This is a genomic window from Kitasatospora sp. NPDC048365, assembly GCF_043200835.1.
Taxonomy (GTDB): domain Bacteria; phylum Actinomycetota; class Actinomycetes; order Streptomycetales; family Streptomycetaceae; genus Kitasatospora; species Kitasatospora terrestris.
This window is the reverse complement of sequence record NZ_JBICYJ010000012.1, coordinates 149,257-168,366: the sequence shown is the minus strand read 5'-3', so window position 1 is coordinate 168,366 and position 19,110 is coordinate 149,257. Positions and strand designations below refer to the sequence as shown.

Genomic DNA, 19,110 nt, shown 5'->3' with positions numbered 1-19,110 from the left:
ACGTTGCTCACCGGTCCACGCCTCCCATCACCGGGTCGATCCCGGCCACCGCGACGATGACGTCGGCGACCTGGCCGCCCTCGCACATCGCCGCCATCGTCTGCAGGTTGGTGAACGAGGGGTCGCGGAAGTGGACGCGGTAGGGCCGCGTGCCGCCGTCGCTGACCACGTGCACCCCGAGCTCGCCCTTGGGCGACTCGACCGCCGCGTACGCCTGGCCGACCGGGACCCGGAAGCCCTCGGTGACCAGCTTGAAGTGGTGGATCAGGGCCTCCATCGAGGTGCCCATGATCTTCCGGATGTGGTCGAGCGAGTTGCCCATCCCGTCCGGTCCGATGGCCAGTTGGGCCGGCCAGGCGATCTTCTTGTCGGCGACCATGACCGGGCCGGGCTTCAGCCGGTCCAGGCACTGCTCGGCGATCCGCAGCGACTGCTTCATCTCCTCCAGGCGGATCAGGAACCGCCCGTAGGAGTCGCAGGTGTCGGCGACCGCGACCTCGAAGTCGTAGTTCTCGTACCCGCAGTACGGGTCGGTCTTGCGCAGGTCGTGCGGCAGGCCGGTGGAGCGCAGGATCGGGCCGGTGGCGCCGAGCGCCAGGCAGCCGGGCAGGTCCAGGTGGCCGACGTCGACCAGGCGGGCCTTGAACACCGGGTTGTCGGTGGCCAGCTTGTCGTACTCGTGCATCCGGGAGCGGAGCAGCTTGATGCCCTCGCGCATCTGGTCGACGGCGCCGGGCGGCAGGTCCTGGGCGAGTCCGCCGGGGCGGACGTACGCGTGGTTCATCCGCAGGCCGGTGACCAGTTCGAAGATGTCCAGGATGACTTCGCGGTCGCGGAAGCCGTAGATCATCAGCGTGGTGGAGCCGATCTCCATGCCGCCGGTGGCCAGCGCCACCAGGTGCGAGGAGATCCGGTTGAGCTCCATCATCAGCACCCGGATCACCGAGGCCCGCTCGGGGACGTCGTCGGTGATGCCGAGCAGCTTCTCGACCGCCAGGCAGTACGCCGTCTCGTTGTAGAGCGGCGTCAGGTAGTCCATCCGCGTCACGAACGTGGTGCCCTGGACCCAGGTCCGGTACTCCATGTTCTTCTCGATGCCGGTGTGCAGGTAGCCGATGCCGCAGCGGGCCTCGGTCACCGTCTCGCCGTCGATCTCCAGGATCAGCCGCAGCACGCCGTGGGTGGACGGGTGCTGCGGGCCCATGTTGACGATGATCCGCTCGTCGTCCGCGCGGGCCACCGCCTCGGCGACCTCGCCCCAGTCGCCACCGGTGACGGTGAAGACCCGCCCTTCGGTGGTCTCCCGCGAGCCTGCTTCGTGGTGAACGCTCATCAGGTGTACGACCTCCGCTGGTCGGGAGCCGGGATCTGGGCGCCCTTGTACTCGACGGGGATGCCGCCGAGCGGGTAGTCCTTGCGCTGCGGGTGGCCCAGCCAGTCGTCCGGCATCATGATCCGGGTCAGCGCGGGGTGGCCCTCGAAGACCAGCCCGAAGAAGTCGTAGGTCTCCCGCTCGTGCCAGTCGTTGGTCGGGTAGACCGACACCACCGACGGGACCGTCGGGTCCGCGTCGGGCGCGGTGACCTCCAGCCGGATCAGCCGGCCGTGGGTGATCGAGCGCAGGTGGTAGACGGCGTGCAGCTCGCGGCCCTTGTCGTGCGGGTAGTGCACGCCGCTCACACCGAGGCACAGTTCGAAGCGGAGCGCCGGGTCGTCGCGCAGCGTGCGGGCGGTCCGCAGCAGGTGCTCGCGGGCGATGTGGAAGGTCAGCTCGTCCCGGTCGACGACGGTCTTCTCGATCACGTCGGAGACGTCGAGGCCCTGCTCCTCGAGCGCGCCCTCCAGCTCGTCGGCCACCTCGTCGAACCAGCCGCCGTAGGGGCGGGAGGAGGCGCCGGGCAGGGCGATCGGGGCCTGCAGGCCGCCGAAGCCGGAGGTGTCGCCGGTGCCCTGCGCGCCGAACATGCCCTGGCGCTTCCCGACCACCTCGATCGGGATCTCTTTCCGGGTCGCGGGGACCTGGGGCTCCTCGCTCATCGCAGCAGCCCCCGCATCTCGCTGGTCGGGGTGGCCTGCAGCGCGAGCTCCTCGGCGAGCTCCTCGGCCCGGCGCTTGTTCACGCCGAGCTTCTCGCTCTGGATCTTCTCGTGCAGCTTGATGATGGCGTCCATCAGCATCTCCGGGCGGGGCGGGCAGCCCGGCAGGTAGATGTCCACGGGGACGATGTGGTCGACGCCCTGGACGATCGCGTAGTTGTTGAACATGCCGCCGGAGGACGCGCACACGCCCATCGAGATGACCCACTTCGGATTGGCCATCTGGTCGTAGACCTGTCGCAGCACCGGCGCCATCTTCTGGCTCACCCGGCCCGCCACGATCATCAGGTCGGCCTGCCGCGGCGAACCGCGGAACACCTCCATGCCGAAGCGGGCCAGGTCGTAGCGGCCCGCGCCGGTGGTCATCATCTCGATCGCGCAGCAGGCCAGGCCGAAGGTGGCGGGGAAGAGCGACGCCTTCCGCACCCACCCTGCGGCAGCCTCCACGCTGGTGAGCAGAAAGCCGCTCGGCAGCTTCTCCTCGATTCCCATCCGTTCCCTCTCAATACCCTCAAGTCCGGTGGCTTGTCCGCCCGTTCACAAGGTCAGGATTCAGTCCCACTCCAGACCGCCGCGACGCCAGACATAGGCGTACGCGACGAACACGGTGGCGATGAACAGGAGCATCTCCACCAGCCCGAAGATCCCCAGGGCGTCGAAGCTGACCGCCCACGGGTAGAGGAAGACGATCTCGATGTCGAAGACGATGAAGAGCATCGCCGTCAGGTAGTACTTGATCGGGAACCGACCGCCGCCCACGGGCTGCGGGGTCGGCTCGATGCCGCACTCGTACGCCTCCAACTTGGCCCGGTTGTAACGCTTCGGGCCGGTGAGCGAGGCCATCACGACGGAGCCGACCGCGAACGCCGCCGCGATGGCACCGAGTACGAGGATCGGCGCGTAGGCATTCATAGCCCCCGCTCCCTCCGTCCAGTCGTCCTTGACTGCAGATCGGAACCGACGGGTCACCGTGGGGTGATCCCGTGATCCACTTCGTGAGATCCACCCCCATGTGAGGCAGTTCACAAAGCCCGGATCGAGCGCATCCTATGCCCGTCGGCTTGTGATCTGCGACACGCAGTTCCCGACGATCTTTGTGATCTGCGCCACCCGACAGACGGTCGCAAAGCGCACCAAGTCCCAATCGGTCAACGCAAAGCAGGCGAACGGACACAATCTGTCGCATTCAAGTGTGAAGCGACTGGTCAGAGGCCCGCGCACATATCAATCACAGGGCGACCGGGGCAAATTTCTTCATGATCAGGTTGACGTGATAAGGGGTCTCACCCGCCAGGTGGACCCCGGATGTCAGCCGCTTGACCCTTCGTTCACAAGCTCACGAGAGGGCTCGGCATGCTGGGCCTCCGGGAGGCGCTCAGACTTGAGACATGCCTCTCCCCCGCTACGGCGTGGCCATCGGTACCTTCCAGTCGTTCAGCCGGGACCCGAGTCACGACTTCGGGCACTGGTACCACGGCCACCTCGCCCTGAGCACGCCGCAGGGCACCTACCAGGCCGCGCTCGACGTGGACGCGCCGAGCAGCGTCGGGGTCTCCTACCGGGTGGTGGACGACTTACGGACGATCGACATCGCGACGGTCCGGGCCTTCGCCGACGGGTTCCACTTCCTCGCCTCGAACCCGACCTCCGGCGCCCTGGACTACGTGCGCAGCCCGATGCTGCGCGACCCGAGTTGGCTGGACCGGCTGAAGGAGCTGCTGCGCCGGCTCGGCCTGCTCTGGCGCCGCCCCGCGCCGGGCGACCCGGTGTTCCGGCCGAACCTCGCCGACCTGCTGGCCGGGCGGCTCGGCCGGTACTCGGCCTTCCGCCTCTTCCCCTGGGTGTCCAGCGACGGCGACAACGCCCTGGACGTGCTGGAGCCGCACCTGCACGCGGCGAGCCGGCTCTACGTCTTCGGCCAGGCCTTCGACACCGGTCTGGGGGTGCACGACGTCCACCAGAACCAGGGCGACCCGCCCGGCGACCACTACGCCGGCAACGGCATCTGGCAGGACGGCGCGGTGGTCTGCGAGAACCCCGACGGCAGCGTGGTGGTCTGGCAGATCAAGTTCAACACCCAGACCCTGGACACGGACTCCAACGGCAACCCGCGATGATGACGGGATGACCCGAAGCACCGTGGAAATACCGTCCACCGCCCGGCTCGACCTGCTCCCGCTGCGGGTCGAGCACGCCGAGGAGATGGCCGCGGTGCTCGCCGACCCGGCGCTGTACGCCTTCACCGGCGGCGAGCCGCCCACCGTCGAACAGCTGCGGGCCCGGTACGAGCGGCAGACCGCCGGCTCGCCGGACCCGGCGGAGGCGTGGTTCAACTGGGTCCTGCGGGCGGACGGTCGGCTGTGCGGCTACGTCCAGGCCACCGTGCGGGCCGCGGAGGCGGAGGTCGCCTGGGTGGTCGGCACGGCCTGGCAGGGCCGCGGCTACGCCGCCGAGGCCGCCCGCGCCCTGGTCGCGGCGCTGCCCGAGCCCACCGTGGTGGCCCACGTCCACCCCGACCACACCGCCTCCGCCGCCGTCGCCCGCGCGGCCGGACTGCTCCCCACCGACCGCATGCTCGACGGCGAGGCCCGCTGGGAGCTCAGGCGCGGGAAGCGACCCACGCCCGACCGTTGAGCGCGGAAGCGCCGGACGACCGGCCGTCGAGCGCGGGCCGAGCCGTCACCCGGCCTGCACCGGGCTCCGGTCGGCCCGACGGCTCCACCAGAGGAAGCCCCCGGCGGCGAGCGCCAGCAGGCCCGCGACACCGAACACGCCGACGATCCGGTCCGCTCCGATCACGTCGACCCCCGCGGCGGCCCACCAGATGACCACGAAGGTTGCCACGGCAGGAAGTTGGCCCATCGCGTCGACCACCCCGACCACCCGGCCGAGCCGGTCGGCGGGCACCGCCGCGAGCAGCAGCGGGGCAGCCGCGCAGGTGACCGCGGCCGTTGCTGCGCCGATCAGGAACACCACCGGAAGCGCGACCCACACCGACGTGAGCCAGCCGTACAACAGCAGGCCGCCACCGGCCGCCAGCACGCCGGACCGCAGCACCCGGGTGCGGTCCGGCCGGGCCAGGAGCAGTACCAGCGTGCCCAGCAGCAGGCCGGCGCAGTAGGCCGCCGACAGCCATCCGGCTTCCGCCGAGCCGGCGTGCAGCCCGGCCAGCACGAACACGGTGCCCAGGCCGGTGAGCAGCGATCCGCCGACCAGCACCGCCAGCAGGGCGAGCAGCACCGACCGGGCCGCCGTGCTGCCGAGCGCCGCGCGCAGGCCCGCATCGAGTTCGGGAAGGAGGCCGCGGCCCGGCCCGAGCGGATCCGCCGGCCGCAGCCGCACCCCGCGGAGCAGGACGGCACCGGCCACGTAGAGGCCGGCGTCGACCACCAGCGCGCCCCCGATACCCAGGGCCGACCACAGGAGCCCGGCCAGCACCCCGCCGAGGAGGACGGGAACGAGCAGCGAGACCGCCGCGCTGACGACCGCGGCGTGCTCGCGCCGCTCGGCGTCGACCACCCGGTTGATCGCGGCGAACCGGGCCGGGCCGAAGACCTGCGTGGCGCCCATGCCCAGCACGGTCAGCAGGACCGGCACGAGCGTCTGGTACGGCCCGAGCAGCTCGGCCAGCACCGCCGCGAGACCCGCTGTCACCGCGCCCACCACGGCGGCGCCGATCATGGTGCGTCGCTGGTCCCATCGGTCGGCGAACACGCCGGCGAGCAGGGCGACCGGTACGGCGACGACCGTCGTCGACAGGCTTCCCCAGGCCATCGCCCCCGGGGTGTGCCGGTCGAAGAATCCGGCCATGCCCCAGTAGGCCAGGACGGAGACGAGGCATGACCCGGCGAGCCGGACGACGACGTGGCCCGCCACCAGGAAGGCGTGGCTGCGATTCGAATTCACTGCCGAATGCTGTCAGTTCCCGGGAGCCGGACGGTAGCGGATTTCGCGGGCCGCCCGGCCCCGGGGCGGGCTCAGGCGCGCGGGGCGATCTTGGTGAGGCCGTTGATGACGCGGTCCATCGCGTCGCCGCCCTGCGGGTCGGTCAGGTTGGCGAGCAGCTTGAGGGTGAACTTCATCAGCAGCGGGTGGGTGAGGCCGCGTTCGGCGGCGGCCCGCATCACCTTGTCGTTGCCGATCAGCTTCACGAAGGCCCGGCCGAGCGTGTAGTAGCCGCCGTAGGTCTCCTTGAGCACCTGCGGGTAGTTGGCGAGCGCCTTCTCCCGGCCGGTGTCGGTGATCCGGGCCAGGGCCTGGACGATGACGCCGGCGGCGATCTTGCCGGACTCCATGGCGTACGCGATGCCCTCGCCGTTGAACGGGTTGACCATGCCGCCGGCGTCGCCGACCAGCAGCAGGCCGCGGGTGTAGTGCGGCTTGCGGTTGAAGGCCATCGGCAGCGCGGCGCCGCGGATCGGGTCGGTCATGTTCTCGGGGGTGTAGCCCCACTCCTCGGGCATCGAGGCGCACCAGCTCTTGAGCACCTCGCGCCAGTTGAGGTCGCCGAAGGCGGGCGAGGAGTTGAGGATGCCGAGGCCGACGTTGGAGGTGCCGTCGCCCATCGGGAAGATCCAGCCGTAGCCGGGCAGGAGCTTCTTCTCGCCGCCGCGGGTGTCCCACAGCTCCAGCCAGGACTCCAGGTACTGGTCCTCGCTGCGCGGCGAGGTGAAGTAGGTGCGGTAGGCGACGCCCATCGGGCGGGACTCGATCCGGTGCAGGCCCATGGCGAGCGAGAGCCGGGTGGAGTTGCCGTCGGCGGCGACCACCAGCGGGGCGGAGTAGGAGACTTCGCGCTTGTCCTCGCCGAGCTTGGCGGTGACGCCGGTGATCCGGCCGGTGCGGTCGTCCAGCACCGGGCCGGTCACGTTGCACTGCTCGACCAGGCGGGCGCCGGCCTTGACGGCCTGTCGGGCCAGCATCTCGTCGAAGTCGGCGCGCTTGCGGACCAGGCCGTAGCTGGGGAACTCGGCCAGCTCGGGCCAGTCGAGTTCCAGCCGGACGCCGCCGCCGATGATCCGCAGGCCCTTGTTGTGCAGCCAGCCGTTCTCCACCGAGACGTCGATGCCCATGTCGATCAGCTGCTTGGTGGCACGCGGGGTGAGGCCGTCGCCGCAGACCTTCTCCCGGGGGAACTCGGTCTTCTCCAGCAGGAGGACGTCGAGCCCCGCCTGGGCGAGGTAGTAGGCGGTGGTCGCACCGGCCGGACCGGCGCCGACCACGATCACATCGGCGGTGCTCTCGACGGCGCTCTGGGTCATGGCGGTTGTTCTCCCGATCACGGCTGGTAAGGGGCGGTCGCAGTCTACGGGGTGGGCTATTCGATGGGCTCGGAGGCGTTCCAGAGGTCGTTGAACCGCTGCATCCGCCGGGACACCCGGTCGGGGCTGGCCACCACCTGGATGCCGGCGATCATCGCGGGTCCGAGCGACTCGACGGGCAGACCGGGCGTCACCTCGTAGCTGACCGCCTGGTCGAAGACGATGAAGTCCATCATCGGGCCGAGCCGGGCGGCGTGCGGCAGGTCGCGGGTGGCGACGATCCGCACGGCGACGTTGAGCGCGGCCTGCGCCCGGCCGACCTGGCGGGCCTCCTCCAGGTCCTCGGGGCTGGGGTCGTCCAGGATGAACACCCGGCGGACCTTCACCCCGCGGGCGATCGCCTCGCGCTGCGCGGCCAGGTAGCGCAGGCCGAGTTCGGAGTTCCAGAAGCCGGCGTCGACCGCGGTGCTGGTGGCGTCGATGGAGACCGCGGTGGAGTCGGCCAGGGTGAGGATCCAGTCCCGGTCCTCGCCGTCGTAGCCGGCCACGCCGGCCTGCAGGCCCTCCATCAGGGCGACCACCCGGTCCACCACCCGCTGGACGAAGGCGTGCACGATCTCCGGCTGCCCGCCGAGGTGGGCGGCGCTGCGCACCAGCCGGTCGATCACCGCGATGTCCAGCTTGGACTCCTCCAGCCGGGCGTACAGTGCGGTGGCCTTGTTGATCCGGGCGAAGCCGCGGTCGACCAGTGACTCCACCTCGCGGGTGTGCGAGCTGAGCGCGCCCTCGTACGCGGCGAGCCGGCGTTCGAAGGAGACCAGGAAGTCGGCGATCAGCACGGTCGCGCCGAGCACCGTGGTCAGCATGACGCTGGTGCTGACGTCCTGGGCGACCAGCTGGCTGATCACGAAGGTGAGCGCGCCGGTGAAGGCGCTGGTGAGCATCCGGCGCAGGGCCGGAGTGAGGCGTATGTCCACAGCTCCCCCGAGCTCGTGAGTGGTGTGAGGCCCCGGTCGGTCGCCCGGCCGGTCAGTCCCCCCGTACGGTCGGCGCGGTCAGGCCGACGGCCTGCAGCGCCAGGTGGTCGCGGACCCGTTGGACGGAGGCCGTCCACTGCCGGGTGAAGCCGGGACGGGTTTCCAGGCCCTCCCAGAGCGGCGCCAGCGGCCGGGCGACCCGGGCGCCGGGCATCCACAGGTGCATCAGGTGGTTCACGGCCGGGCGCAGCCGCTGCACCGGGCCGGGCCCCGGGTCGGAGCCGAGGCCGCTGCGCTCGATCAGTCTGCCCAGGGTGGACAGCAGCCAGTCGTGCAGTGCGAGGTCCTCGCAGAAGGCGGCGACCTCCACCGGGTCGACGCTCTCCAGGGTGAGCCGCAGGGTGCGCCGGGTGTCGTCCTCGACGGTGAGCCGGCCGCCGGGCTCCTCGCCGGCCAGGTCGGCGCGGACGGCGGTCCAGCGCAGCCGGGTGCGGCGGGAGCGGAACGGGGCGCGGCGGTCCAGCCCGGCCTCCCGCTGCACCTCGGTGAGCAGCCGTTCGGTGAGCCCGCCGAGGTCGAGTCCGGTGCCGGGCTCCGCCGCGGCGAGGTGGCCGGCGGCGAGCTCCGCCGCCTCGCCCCGGCCGATCACCTCGACGGTGCCGGGGTGGGCCAGGTAGTGGCCCCAGGGCCGGCGCCGGTCGCCGCCGGCCGCGATCCGGGCGAGGGCCGAGGCCTGCAGCACCCGGCCCTCGGTGAGCACGGCGTGGGAGAGCACGGTGCCGACGCCGCGGACGGCCCGGTGCGAGGTGGTGGCGAGCGGGCAGTCGACGCCGGTCAGCAGGTCGGGCGACTGGGCGCGGACGTTGGGCCGCTGCGAGGAGCGGACCCGTCCGCCGTGGCGCAGGCCGAGCATCTTCTCGGTGGCGGCGCCGGGCAGTTCCACGGAGTGCTGGAGCAGGCCGGTGCGGACCTCGCCGAGCAGCAGCGCCGGGCCCTCGCCCGGCCGGTCGGGCCTCATGACTGCCCGTGGAAGAGGTAGCCGATCCGCCCGGTGAGCGCGTCGGGCAGCGGGACGCCCTCCTGCCGGGCCCGCTCGGCGAGCGCGCTCAGCACCGGCTCCTCGGGCGCCCACTGTTCGAGCAGCACGGTGACGGCGTGCTCGATCGGCAGGAAGCGCCGGGCGAGCACGGAGAAGGTCCGGTACGCGGCGAAGGGGTCGGCGGCCGGGTTGAGCCGGACCAGCGGCGGCAGGGCGTCCCAGCTGTCCGGGAAGGCGTCCGGCCGGGGCGCCGGCGGAAACACCTCCTGGCCGCGGTCGCGCAGCAGGCCGAGCCTCAGCAGCTGCCAGACGGCGGCCAGGTAGGGGCAGGACCAGGTGCGCCCGCCGTGCCGGGCGTCCCAGAGTTCGACGTCGAGGAAGACCGAGTGGCGGCCGGCCTCGGTCTCCCGGGGCGGTCGCCAGCCGCCGCCGGCGGCGCCCATCGCCTCGTCCAGGTCGTCGGCGGGGGTGCGCTCGCCGTTGGAGAGCCAGCCGGTGGCGGTGGCGGGCGGCCGGGAGCCGTTGGTGCCGGGCGGCGGGGACTCCACCAGCCGGGCCTCGACCAGCCGGGCGGGCTGGCGGCCGTCGGCCTCGGCGCAGGCGGACTCGCGGGCCAGGTAGTCGACGGTCAGGCCGCAGGCCTCGGCCTCGGCGACGATCTGCGGGACGACCTCGGCGGGGGTGGAGAAACGGGTGAAGTAGTCGTCGATCAGGAAGCAGGTGGAGATCCGCGGCCGCCGCCCGGCGGGCACCGGGCAGGCCGCGCGCGCGGCGTCGACCCACGGCTTGACCTGGGCGAACTGCTCGCGCAGCCGCTCCGGGCCGGCCATGAAGTCGTCCATGTACAGGTGGCCGATCTCCAGGGACAGGTGGGAGAGCGGCACCGAGGCGGTGCGCGGGTCGGCCGAGACCTCGCGGAAGGTGGTGTCCACTGTGCTTGCTCACTCCTGGCGTTCGACACGGGCCGGGCGACGAGTGACCTGGGCGGCGGTCAGAGCGGGGTCTCCCAGGCCCGGTCGTGGGTGAGCGCGGCGGCCAGCGCGGCGAAGGCCTCGGCGGTCTCGGTGTTGGCGACCCGGCTGGCCAGCACGTCGTCGTCGGTGATCAGCTGCTCCTGCCACTGCAGGACCGGGTCGAGCGGGACGGTGCCGAGCACCAGGGTCTGGCCGAGCCGGTGCTGGGAGGCGAGCCGGGTCAGGTCCTCGTGGCAGGCCCGCAGCCAGGCGGCCTGGGCGGGCCGCAGCAGGGTGAACATCGGCGAGGCCGGGTCGGGCACGGCGGCCCGGACGAAGCGCACCCGGTCGCGCAGCTCCTCCTCGTCGTGGCCGCGGGCGGTGCCGGCCGCCATGATGCCGCGGTCGCCGTAGACCAGCCCGGAGGCGGCGATGATGTGCTGCCGGGTCCACCGGTGGAAGACCAGCCAGCGGCTGACCACCTCGGCCAGCTCGGGCCGCGAGGTGGCCTCCAGCACCATCTCGGCGGCGTACGAGCGGCCGGCGCTGAGGTCGACCAGGATGATGTCGAACTCCTCCTCCAGCCGCAGGAACAGCTCGGTGCAGCGGCGGACCGCGTCGCTGCCGGTGACGAACTCGCCGCCGCCGCGGTCGCCGGGCACCAGGACCAGCTGGCCGCTGCCGGGCGGGCGGTTGCGCAGGCTGAGGCTGTCGGACTCGGCCCAGACGTTGACCCGCTTGGGTTCGGCGACGTTGCCGCGCAGGTAGGAGTGCAGGCCGGCCTGGTCGACGCCGCGCAGCGCGGTCGGCACGTCGAAGACCGCGGCACTGGTCGGCGAGCCGAAGTCGAAGTCGAGGTAGCAGACGTCGTCGCCGAGCAGGGCCCGGCGGTAGGCGATGTTGGCGCTGGTGACGGACCGACCGGTGCCGCCCTTGTCCGAGGTGGCGAAGATCAGCACGGGTCAGGACCTCCCGCCGGCCGCCCGGGCGGCGGCCAGGCCGTCCAGTTTGGCGAGCACCTCCAGGGCGAGCGCGCAGGCCGTTCCGGGGCGGTCGCGCAGGATCCTGCGGGCCCGCTGCAGCTGCACCTCGGCCTCGTGCAGGGTGTCCTGGACCGAGCGGAAGCCGCCGGAGCTGAGCTGCATCATCTCCTTGTCGAGCAGGTGGTCGGCCTCGCTGAGCAGGTCGGTGGCGACCTCGATCAGCCGGGGGCTGCGGATCGGGGTCTGCCCGATCACCCCGGCGGCCACCACCAGGCACTCGACCACGCGCTCGGTCATGCTCCAGGACAGCCGCGGCGGGCGCGGCTCGGAGTCGGGGAAGGCGGCGCTCAGGTCGTCCCAGAGCAGCGCGCCGGAGCCGTCGCCGATCCGGCGCTGCCACAGGTGGTCCATGACGCGTTCGGCGAGCCGGATCAGCCGGTCGTGGGCGCCGATGTTCCGGGACAGGCCGCCCAGTTGGAGGCTGCGCTTGAGCAGCTGGGCGGAGAAGTCGGAGACCGCCCAGCGCAGCAGCGGGCCGAGCTCCTCGGAGCCGTTCAGGGTGAGCACCACGCCGGGGTCGTGCAGCCGCAGCGCGCCGTCGTCGCGGCCCATCCGGCGGGTGGTGCGGGAGCGGACGGCCAGCTCCTCCATGACCGCGACGGTGCGGGTCAGGTCGTCGTCGGTGGCGCGCCGGCGGACCAGGTCCTGCACCAGGATGGAGGCGACCAGCAGCGAGAAGTACGCGGACTCCCGCTGGTCGGTGGTCCGCCAGGGGATGTCCTCCAGCGGCCAGGACTCGTCGTCGAAGCGGGCCAGCGCCGACCAGTACTGCTGGGTCAGTTCCCAGCGCAGCTGCAGCGCCTGGGCCATCCGCTGCTGGCCCTCGTTGAGCAGCCCGAGGGTCAGCGTCCGGTCGGAGAACAGGTCGGCGATGCCGTCGAGCGCGACCACGGTGAAGTACAGGTACGGGGCGGCCTCGGCCACGCCCTCGGGCTGGACGCCGACCTCCTCGCTGGTGACGACCGGCGGGTTGCCCTTCACGATGCCCCAGGACCAGCCGCACTCGAAGAGCAGGTTGTCGTTGTCCAGGTCGCCGGTGGTGGTCAGGCCGAGGGTGAAGTAGTCGCGGATGGTGGCGCGCAGCGGCTGCAGGCGGCGCTGGAGCTGCTGCACCACCACGCGGTTGGGGGCGCCGGTCTGGTTGACCATCGAGCACAGGGTGCGGCCGCGGTCGGAGTCCGGGTCGAAGACCGACACCGTGAAGCAGCGCAGCAGGGCGGCCATCGCGGCGGACAGCCGCAGGTTGGTCGCCTCCTCCAGCTTGTCGGCCATCTCCCGCAGGTCGGCCCGGCGGACCGTGCGGCGGAAGATCTTGAGGAAGCCCAGGGTGGCCAGCGAGAGGGTGATCGACAGCGAGTAGGAGTCCACCACGCCGAGCCGGTACTGCTCGGGGGTGGGGACGTCGTCCTCGTCGAAGGCGGCCAGGTAGTGGCCGGCCGCGAAGCTGGGCGCGTCCTCGCCGCCGTGCTTGGCCATGAACTCGGTGATGGCGTCCAGCATCCGGCGCGGGATCTCCACGCTGTCGCCGAGGCCGCGCAGCGAGCCGAGCACGTCCTGCGCGGTCTCGTCGGGCACGTCCAGGCGCAGCGAGGGCAGCTCGGTGGCCGGGTAGAGCACGCAGAGCAGCTGCTCCGCGTCGCTGACGCTGCTCGGATCCCCCCCGGAGCCGAGTTCCCAGGCCTTGTCGCTGAAGCTCTGCCGCCCGAGGGCCTGCCAGATCTCCAGCAGCTGCTGGCGTGGCTGGATCCGCAACTCTCACCCCGATCCGTCGGTGGTGCCCGGTCGTCCGTCCCCCGGTCGCCCGGCGGTCACTGCCCCTTGCGCCGGCCGAGGGCCAGCAGCATCCCGGTGTAGCCCTCGCGCAGCACGGGCTCGCCGGGGATCTCGATCCGTTCGACCCGCAGGCCCTGGTCGGCGTAGTCGGCCAGGCTGGCCAGCACGTCGTCGGAGTCGATCCGGCAGGCCGGGAACCGCAGGTCGCCGACGTCGTAGCCGAGCGAGTTCTCCATGAACGCCACCGCGAACGGGGCGCCCGGGGCCAGCGCGCCGGCGAACACGTCGACGGCGGTCTCGAACTCCTCGTGCGCCGTGGTCAGCGACTCCGCCACGAAGAACATCGTGCCGATCCCGTACCCGGAGCCGGGCAGCCCGTCGAACAGGTCCCCCTGCCGCACGTCGGCGGCCTCCGTCAGCCTCCCCCTCGGGTCCGCGAGTCGCGCGTAGACCTCGTTGCCGGCGCGCAGCACCTCCCAGAACGCGTCCCAGTTGTCGCCGTACCCGGTGACCGCAGTGCGCAACCACGCGACGTTGCGCGCCGAGCGTTCGAACAGGGTGATCTCCCGGCACCAGGGCAGCATCGCCAGCGACGGGTAGAGGTTGGTGCCCGCGCCGACGTCGATCCCGCGCAGCGACCGGTCCGCGGTGCCGTCGAGTTCGGCCAGGAAGTGGTCGCGCACCGTCGCCAGGATCTGCGCGTCGTCCGACCGCAGGGACCGGTAGTTGTGCTCGAGGTACGCGTCCGAGTCGAACAGGTCCCAGGGGGCTTCGCTGTTCGTCCGCGCGGGCAGGATGTCCATGAGAGACCTTTAAGTCGACTCGTGACGCACTGTCAATCCCGCCAAGTTACCGCAGCCGGACCCAGGTTGACGACTCGTCGGGAACACTCGGTACGACCGATCCGTAGCCGCCGGTGGTACCACCCCTACCGGCCGCGAGCCGCCGGAGGTACAGGCGTGGAACAGCGCTTCGCACGAACGAGTGATGTGATCCGGGTCGCGGGCGAGTCCGACCTCGTCCAGCTCAGCCGGATCGACCACGAGATCTTCCCGCACGACGCCTACCCGTTCTTCGTGCTGCGCCAGCTGTTCGAGGTCCACGGGGAGCGGTTCCTGGTGCTGGACTGCGACAGCCGGATGTCCGGGTACTCGCTGCTGGCCACCACGCCGGACGGCAAGCAGAGCTGGGTGCTCGGCCTCGGCGTGGTGCCGCACGCCCGCGGGGTGGGCCACGGCAGGCGGCTGATGGTGGAGAGCCTGGACCGGCTCTCCGCCGACCGGGTCGCCGAGGTGCGGCTGAGCGTCGAGCCGGGCAACGCCGTCGCGCTCAACCTGTACGAGTCGCTCGGCTTCTCCCGGGTCGACCACCGGCCGGACTACTTCGGGGCGGGCAGCGACCGCCTGATCCTCCGGCTCTCGCTCAGCGGGTGACCCGCCGGGCGACCCCCCGCGTCAGAGCTTGAAGCCGCGGTGCAGGGCGACCACGCCGCCGGTCAGGTTGCGCCAGGCGACCTTCGACCAGCCGGCCTGCTGGAGCTCGGCGGCCAGCGCCGGCTGGTCCGGCCAGGACCGGATCGACTCGGCCAGGTACACGTACGCGTCCGGGTTGCTGGAGACCGCGGTGGCCACCGGCGGCAGCGCGCGCATCAGGTACTCGGTGTACACGGTGCGGAACGGCGTCCAGGTCGGCGTGGAGAACTCGCAGATGACCAGCTTGCCGCCGGGCTTGGCGACCCGGTGCATCTCGCGCAGCGCGGCCGCGGTCTCCTGCACGTTGCGCAGCGCGAAGGAGATGGTCACCGCGTCGAAGGAGTCGTCGGCGAACGGCAGCTTCGTCGCGTCGCCGGCGGTCAGCGCCAGCTCGGGGTGGCGGCGCTTGCCCTCGGCGAGCATGCCGATCGAGAAGTCGCACGGCACGACGTCCGCGCCGGCCTCGGCGAACGGCAGCGAGGAGGTGCCGGTGCCCGCGCCCAGGTCCAGGACGCGCTGGCCCGCGGTCGCGCCGACCGCGTCGGCCACCGCGCGCCGCCACAGGCGGGCCTGGCCGAGGGAGAGCACGTCGTTGGTGCGGTCGTACTTGGCCGCGACGTCGTCGAACATCGCGGCGACGTCCTGCGGCTGCTTGTCCAGATGGGCTCGGGTCACGCCCCCATTGTTCACCAAGCGGCCGCGGCCGATCGCAGCGCCCTGCGCAATCACCGCGGCGCGGGCCGGCCGAGCCGTCGGCGCAGGGCCCGGCGGGGCCGTCAGCGCAGGGCCCGGCGGCCGCCCTTGCGGCGGCGGCGGGAGCGCTTGCCGTGGGTGATCGCCGGCATCCCCTCGGCGGCGAACGCCACGGTGGTGCGCACGCCGGCCCGGCCGGACGGGCGGGACCGGTGGTGGCTCCGGATCCGCCACAGGCAGAACACCAGCAGGGCGAGCGCCACCGGGACGCTGGTCTGCGCCAGCCCGATCCCGACCGGCTGCGGGTAGCGCTCCCCGCACACCCGGACCGCCGCCGGGTCGTCGGCGGCGCGCTCCAGGCAGATCCCGTCGCCGACCTTCGCGTCGGCCGGCAGCCACAGGTCGGCGGCGGAGAGCTTCCGGCCGTCCGCCTCGTAGCCGACCTGGCTGTAGGTGCCGGAGCCGCCGGGCAGCTGGGTGATCACGCCCTGGACCCGGACCGGGTGGGCGGCGATCCGGTCCGCCTGGTCGGCCTGGCGCCAGCCGAGCAGGCACATCCCGACCGCGACCACGGCGCTGAGCACCGCGCCGAGGTACCAGCCGCGGCCGCGCCGCGACATCGTCCGGGACACCGGGTTGCCGCGGGGGCGGTCGGGGGTCGCGGATCGCATGCTTCCTGTCCTGGCTCGGCAGCTCGGGGTGCTGAACCGGGATCGTAGCCGCTGGCGACCCCTCAGGTCACGGCCGGGTCGGGCGGCTCCATACGACCATCACACCGCGGACGCGAGATCAGGCCACGGCGGCCGGATCGTTCCTCACGGGCCGTCACCGCCGCCGGTACAGCAGCCGTCCGCCGAGCACCGTCGCCAGGCAGTGGCCCGCCCCGCGCTCCTCCAGCTCCGCGACCGACGCCGCGTCGAACACCGCGAAGTCCGCCGGGCCGCCGACCGCCAGCGGCCGGTGCACCAGCTCGGCGAGCCTCCCGCCGCCCGCCAGCGGGTCCAGCCCGCCCTCGCGGCCGTCCCCCGGCAGGGCCGCCAGGCCCGAGCGGGCCACCGCGGTACGCACCGCCTCCCGTTCGAACGGCCCGGCCACCGCCGTCGTCCCGAAGCCCAGCATCCGCTGCAGGCCGCGCCGGGCGCTCGGCCCGCGCTGCGCCTCCGGGACGTCCGCCAGCAGCGGCTCGGCGCCCAGCTCCTCCCGCGGGTCCGGGTGGTACGCGACCTCCAGCAGCCAGTGCCCGGCCGGATTTCGCAGCCCGGGCACCAGCAGCCCGTCCCACTCCCGCACCCGGGCCCCGGCCACCGGCGCGTACGGGCCGACCGCCGCCACCACCGCGCCGTCCACCAGCACCGCCCCGTCGGTGATCGACGGGGCGGCGGCGGGATCGGGCAGGACGAGCCGGGCCCGGTGCAGCGTCAGCATCAGTTCGTGGACAGGATCTTCAGCTCGGGGTGCGCGGTGCCGCCCTCGATCGCGGTGGAGGCGATGTGCGAGGCCACCCGCGGGTCGACCGGGTCGTTCGCCGGGTCGTCCAGCACCCGCAGGTGCTGGTAGGTGGTGGAGCGCTGCGCCGGGACGCGGCCGGCGGTGCGGATCAGGTGGATCAGCTCGGTCAGGTTGGAGCGGTGCTTGGCACCGGCCGCCGAGACCACGTTCTCCTCCAGCATCACCGAGCCGAGGTCGTCCGCGCCGTAGTGCAGCGACAGCTGGCCCGCCTCCTTGCCGGTGGTCAGCCAGGAGCCCTGGATGTGCGCCACGTTGTCCAGGAACAGCCGGGCGATGGCGATCATCCGCAGGTACTCGAAGACCGTGGCCTGGGTCGAGCCCTTCAGGTGGTTGTTCTGCGGCTGGTAGGTGTAGGGGATGAACGCCCGGAAGCCGCCGGTGCGGTCCTGCACGTCGCGGATCATCCGCAGGTGCTCGATCCGCTCGGCGTTGGTCTCGCCGGTGCCCATCAGCATGGTGGAGGTCGACTCCACGCCCAGGCCGTGGGCGGTCTCCATGATCTCCAGCCAGCGCTCGCCGGACTCCTTCAGCGGGGCGATCGCCTTGCGCGGGCGCTCCGGCAGCAGCTCGGCGCCGGCGCCGGCGAACGAGTCCAGGCCGGCCCGGTGGATCCGGGTGATCGCCTCCTCGACCGAGACGCCGGAGATCCGCGCCATGTGGTCGACCTCGGACGCGCCCAGCGAGTGGATCACCAGCTCGGGGAACTCCGCCTTGATCGCCGCGAAGTTCTTCTCGTAGTACTCCACGCCGTAGTCCGGGTGGTGGCCGCCCTGGAACATGATCTGGGTGCCGCCCAGCTCCACCGTCTCCGCGCAGCGGCGCAGGATCTCGTCCAGCTCCCGCGACCAGCCCTTGTCGCTCTTCGGCGGGACGTAGAAGGCGCAGAACTTGCACGCCGTCACGCAGACGTTGGTGTAGTTGATGTTCCGCTCGATGATGTACGTCGCGATGTGCTCGACACCGGCGTAGCGGCGGCGGCGCACCGCGTCGGCAGCCGAGCCGAGCGCGTGCAGCGGCGCGGAGCGGTACAGCTCCAGCGCCTCCTCCGGCGTGATCCGGCCACCGGCCGCCGCGCGGTCGAGGACGGCCTGCAGCTCAGCGGCGGACGGGGTCTGCTCGGACACCTGGCGGCCTTCTTTCTGTGCACTGTCTGGTCGACCGGGCCAGCCTACGCCCCTCCTACACCTGCCCGATCAGGGGCGCCGACTGCAGCAGCCGCACGTCGACGTCGGCCGGGAAGCCGCTGTCGTGGGCCACCCGGCGGGCGAACTCGGTGAGGCCGGCCAGCTGCCGCTCGCCGAGCGAGAAGTCCAGCGCCTCGCTGAAGTACGTCTGGAGCACCGGCGCGTCGAACTCCTCCCAGCGCGCCGCCTGCTCGGCGACCTTCCCGGCCTCCGCCAGCGACAGGTCGCGCGACTCCAGGAACGCCCGGTGCACCGCCGCCGTCATCTCCGGGTGGAGCTCCGCGTACTCGCGGCGGGCGGCCCAGACCGCGAAGACGAACGGCAGCCCGGTCCACTCCTTCCACATCGCGCCGAGGTCGTGCACCGCCAGGCCCTGCCGGGGCGCCTGCTCCAGCGAGGCGCGCAGCGCCGGGTCGCCGATCAGCACCGCCGCGTCCGCCTCGGCGAGCATCGCGTCCAGGTCGGGCGGGCAGGAGAAGTACTCCGGCCGGACGCCCTCCCGCTCCTCCAGCAGCAGCCGGGCGAGTCGTACCGAGGTCCGGCTGGTGGAGCCGAGCGCGACCCGCCGGCCGTCCAGCTCGCCGAGCGGGACCTTGCTGACGATCACGCAGGACATCACCGGCCCGTCGCTGCCCACCGCGATGTCGGGCAGCACCACCAGCTCCTGAGCGTGCCGCAGATACTCCACACAGGTGATCGGGCCGATGTCGAGCAGGCCATTGACCAACTGGTCGCTGAGCTTCTCCGGAGTGTCCTTGGTGAGGTCCAGATCCAGCAGGTTGCCGGTCCGGGCGAGGCCCCAGTAGAGAGGCAGACAGTTGAGGAACTGAATATGTCCCACCCGTGGCCTGATCACCGTGTGCTCCCTTTGCCGTTCGTGCTCTCCTGGCAGGGTATGCCCGGCTTACTCCAGGCCTTGCAACAGGTGCCCGACACACCGTCTCGCACCTGCGTTCACCCCTGGTAGGGGCAGCCCCCGCGTGCTACGGTTCCAACCAGTTGCAGTTTGATTCCCCTTGCAGTACTTGGAGCCTGCGGAGCATGTAACCGCGGGCTTTTTGTAATTTTTCAGTAGAAAACTCCGGTCAAGGCCGGAGGCAGGGCGATCAG

20 protein-coding genes are annotated in these 19,110 nt (G+C 72.1%); 3 read left to right on the top strand and 17 right to left on the bottom strand.

Annotated features, from left to right (window positions below; genetic code table 11):
* Window positions 1-7: 7 nt before the first annotated feature.
* Genes ACGFX4_RS15280 through ACGFX4_RS15265 form a run of 4 tightly spaced genes read right to left on the bottom strand, consistent with a single transcriptional unit; the run spans window position 8 to window position 3,008 of the window.
* Entirely contained in the window at window positions 8-1,333 is a 1,326-nt protein-coding gene (locus ACGFX4_RS15280; protein WP_393073492.1) for an NADH-quinone oxidoreductase subunit D, read from the bottom strand.
* Window positions 1,333-2,037: an NADH-quinone oxidoreductase subunit C gene (locus ACGFX4_RS15275; RefSeq protein ID WP_345698612.1), complete on the bottom strand. Its 705-nt coding sequence runs from the start codon at window positions 2,035-2,037 to the stop codon at window positions 1,333-1,335. The genes ACGFX4_RS15280 and ACGFX4_RS15275 overlap by 1 nt, the downstream gene beginning before the upstream one ends.
* Window positions 2,034-2,588: a NuoB/complex I 20 kDa subunit family protein gene (locus tag ACGFX4_RS15270; RefSeq protein ID WP_393073488.1), complete on the bottom strand. Its 555-nt coding sequence runs from the start codon at window positions 2,586-2,588 to the stop codon at window positions 2,034-2,036. The genes ACGFX4_RS15275 and ACGFX4_RS15270 overlap by 4 nt, the downstream gene beginning before the upstream one ends.
* 60 nt (window positions 2,589-2,648) lie before the next feature.
* Window positions 2,649-3,008, bottom strand: coding sequence for an NADH-quinone oxidoreductase subunit A (locus ACGFX4_RS15265; protein ID WP_014137597.1), 360 nt, complete (start codon window positions 3,006-3,008; stop codon window positions 2,649-2,651).
* Between the two features lie 476 nt (window positions 3,009-3,484).
* Between ACGFX4_RS15265 and ACGFX4_RS15260 the strand changes: the two genes are divergently transcribed.
* Together ACGFX4_RS15260 and ACGFX4_RS15255 are read left to right on the top strand one after the other, a co-directional pair.
* On the top strand, window positions 3,485-4,213 hold the full coding sequence (locus ACGFX4_RS15260; RefSeq protein WP_393073485.1) for a DUF2278 family protein: 729 nt from the start codon (window positions 3,485-3,487) through the stop codon (window positions 4,211-4,213).
* A 7-nt stretch (window positions 4,214-4,220) separates the two neighbouring features.
* Entirely contained in the window at window positions 4,221-4,730 is a 510-nt protein-coding gene (locus ACGFX4_RS15255; protein ID WP_393073483.1) for a GNAT family N-acetyltransferase, read from the top strand.
* A 45-nt stretch (window positions 4,731-4,775) separates the two neighbouring features.
* Here ACGFX4_RS15255 and ACGFX4_RS15250 read toward each other — a convergent pair whose 3' ends face one another.
* The 8 genes from ACGFX4_RS15250 to ACGFX4_RS15215 all read right to left on the bottom strand — a co-directional run bounded on the left by ACGFX4_RS15250 (window position 4,776) and on the right by ACGFX4_RS15215 (window position 13,945).
* Window positions 4,776-6,002, bottom strand: coding sequence for an MFS transporter (locus tag ACGFX4_RS15250; protein WP_393073480.1), 1,227 nt, complete (start codon window positions 6,000-6,002; stop codon window positions 4,776-4,778).
* A gap of 71 nt (window positions 6,003-6,073) precedes the next feature.
* Window positions 6,074-7,357: a geranylgeranyl reductase family protein gene (locus ACGFX4_RS15245; protein WP_393073477.1), complete on the bottom strand. Its 1,284-nt coding sequence runs from the start codon at window positions 7,355-7,357 to the stop codon at window positions 6,074-6,076.
* 56 nt (window positions 7,358-7,413) lie between these two features.
* On the bottom strand, window positions 7,414-8,334 hold the full coding sequence (locus tag ACGFX4_RS15240) for a DUF6879 family protein (RefSeq protein ID WP_345698606.1): 921 nt from the start codon (window positions 8,332-8,334) through the stop codon (window positions 7,414-7,416).
* Window positions 8,335-8,386: 52 nt separating this feature from the next.
* Window positions 8,387-9,352 (bottom strand): SCO2521 family protein, encoded by a 966-nt coding sequence (locus tag ACGFX4_RS15235; protein WP_393073474.1) that lies wholly within the window; start codon window positions 9,350-9,352, stop codon window positions 8,387-8,389.
* Window positions 9,349-10,305 carry an SCO2522 family protein gene (locus ACGFX4_RS15230; RefSeq protein WP_393073471.1) on the bottom strand — a complete coding sequence of 319 codons (957 nt, stop codon included), beginning with the start codon at window positions 10,303-10,305 and terminating at the stop codon, window positions 9,349-9,351. The genes ACGFX4_RS15235 and ACGFX4_RS15230 overlap by 4 nt, the downstream gene beginning before the upstream one ends.
* Before the next feature lie 59 nt (window positions 10,306-10,364).
* Window positions 10,365-11,285: an SCO2523 family variant P-loop protein gene (locus ACGFX4_RS15225; protein WP_393073468.1), complete on the bottom strand. Its 921-nt coding sequence runs from the start codon at window positions 11,283-11,285 to the stop codon at window positions 10,365-10,367.
* 3 nt (window positions 11,286-11,288) lie between these two features.
* Window positions 11,289-13,121, bottom strand: a complete 1,833-nt coding sequence (locus ACGFX4_RS15220; RefSeq protein ID WP_393073465.1) for an SCO2524 family protein — start codon at window positions 13,119-13,121, stop codon at window positions 11,289-11,291.
* Window positions 13,122-13,177: 56 nt separating this feature from the next.
* Window positions 13,178-13,945 (bottom strand): SCO2525 family SAM-dependent methyltransferase, encoded by a 768-nt coding sequence (locus tag ACGFX4_RS15215; RefSeq protein WP_393073463.1) that lies wholly within the window; start codon window positions 13,943-13,945, stop codon window positions 13,178-13,180.
* Window positions 13,946-14,101: 156 nt separating this feature from the next.
* Between ACGFX4_RS15215 and ACGFX4_RS15210 the strand changes: the two genes are divergently transcribed.
* On the top strand, window positions 14,102-14,575 hold the full coding sequence (locus ACGFX4_RS15210) for a GNAT family N-acetyltransferase (protein ID WP_345698600.1): 474 nt from the start codon (window positions 14,102-14,104) through the stop codon (window positions 14,573-14,575).
* A 21-nt stretch (window positions 14,576-14,596) separates the two neighbouring features.
* Here ACGFX4_RS15210 and ACGFX4_RS15205 read toward each other — a convergent pair whose 3' ends face one another.
* From ACGFX4_RS15205 to ACGFX4_RS15185, 5 genes are all read right to left on the bottom strand, one after another.
* Window positions 14,597-15,289 (bottom strand): demethylmenaquinone methyltransferase, encoded by a 693-nt coding sequence (locus tag ACGFX4_RS15205; protein ID WP_393073460.1) that lies wholly within the window; start codon window positions 15,287-15,289, stop codon window positions 14,597-14,599.
* 101 nt (window positions 15,290-15,390) lie between these two features.
* Complete coding sequence (locus ACGFX4_RS15200; protein WP_393073458.1) at window positions 15,391-15,978, bottom strand: hypothetical protein; 588 nt, start codon at window positions 15,976-15,978, stop codon at window positions 15,391-15,393.
* 154 nt (window positions 15,979-16,132) lie between these two features.
* Complete coding sequence (locus ACGFX4_RS15195) at window positions 16,133-16,732, bottom strand: hypothetical protein (RefSeq protein ID WP_393073455.1); 600 nt, start codon at window positions 16,730-16,732, stop codon at window positions 16,133-16,135.
* Entirely contained in the window at window positions 16,732-17,940 is a 1,209-nt protein-coding gene (gene mqnC / locus ACGFX4_RS15190; protein WP_345698596.1) for a cyclic dehypoxanthinyl futalosine synthase, read from the bottom strand. The genes ACGFX4_RS15195 and mqnC overlap by 1 nt, the downstream gene beginning before the upstream one ends.
* A 55-nt stretch (window positions 17,941-17,995) precedes the next feature.
* Window positions 17,996-18,856 (bottom strand): menaquinone biosynthetic enzyme MqnA/MqnD family protein, encoded by an 861-nt coding sequence (locus ACGFX4_RS15185; RefSeq protein ID WP_393073452.1) that lies wholly within the window; start codon window positions 18,854-18,856, stop codon window positions 17,996-17,998.
* Window positions 18,857-19,110 lie beyond the last annotated feature (254 nt).

What these genes read in the sequence shown, in the direction of transcription:
- ACGFX4_RS15200 (WP_393073458.1), bottom strand. Translation starts at nt 15,978, where the DNA reads ATGCGATCCGCGACCCCCGACCGCCCCCGCGGCAACCCGGTGTCCCGG.
- ACGFX4_RS15195 (WP_393073455.1), bottom strand. Translation starts at nt 16,732, where the DNA reads ATGCTGACGCTGCACCGGGCCCGGCTCGTCCTGCCCGATCCCGCCGCC.
- ACGFX4_RS15265 (WP_014137597.1), bottom strand. Translation starts at nt 3,008, where the DNA reads ATGAATGCCTACGCGCCGATCCTCGTACTCGGTGCCATCGCGGCGGCG.
- ACGFX4_RS15260 (WP_393073485.1), top strand. Translation starts at nt 3,485, where the DNA reads ATGCCTCTCCCCCGCTACGGCGTGGCCATCGGTACCTTCCAGTCGTTC.
- ACGFX4_RS15255 (WP_393073483.1), top strand. Translation starts at nt 4,221, where the DNA reads ATGACCCGAAGCACCGTGGAAATACCGTCCACCGCCCGGCTCGACCTG.
- ACGFX4_RS15235 (WP_393073474.1), bottom strand. Translation starts at nt 9,352, where the DNA reads ATGAGGCCCGACCGGCCGGGCGAGGGCCCGGCGCTGCTGCTCGGCGAG.
- ACGFX4_RS15275 (WP_345698612.1), bottom strand. Translation starts at nt 2,037, where the DNA reads ATGAGCGAGGAGCCCCAGGTCCCCGCGACCCGGAAAGAGATCCCGATC.
- ACGFX4_RS15280 (WP_393073492.1), bottom strand. Translation starts at nt 1,333, where the DNA reads ATGAGCGTTCACCACGAAGCAGGCTCGCGGGAGACCACCGAAGGGCGG.
- ACGFX4_RS15215 (WP_393073463.1), bottom strand. Translation starts at nt 13,945, where the DNA reads ATGGACATCCTGCCCGCGCGGACGAACAGCGAAGCCCCCTGGGACCTG.
- ACGFX4_RS15245 (WP_393073477.1), bottom strand. Translation starts at nt 7,357, where the DNA reads ATGACCCAGAGCGCCGTCGAGAGCACCGCCGATGTGATCGTGGTCGGC.
- ACGFX4_RS15270 (WP_393073488.1), bottom strand. Translation starts at nt 2,588, where the DNA reads ATGGGAATCGAGGAGAAGCTGCCGAGCGGCTTTCTGCTCACCAGCGTG.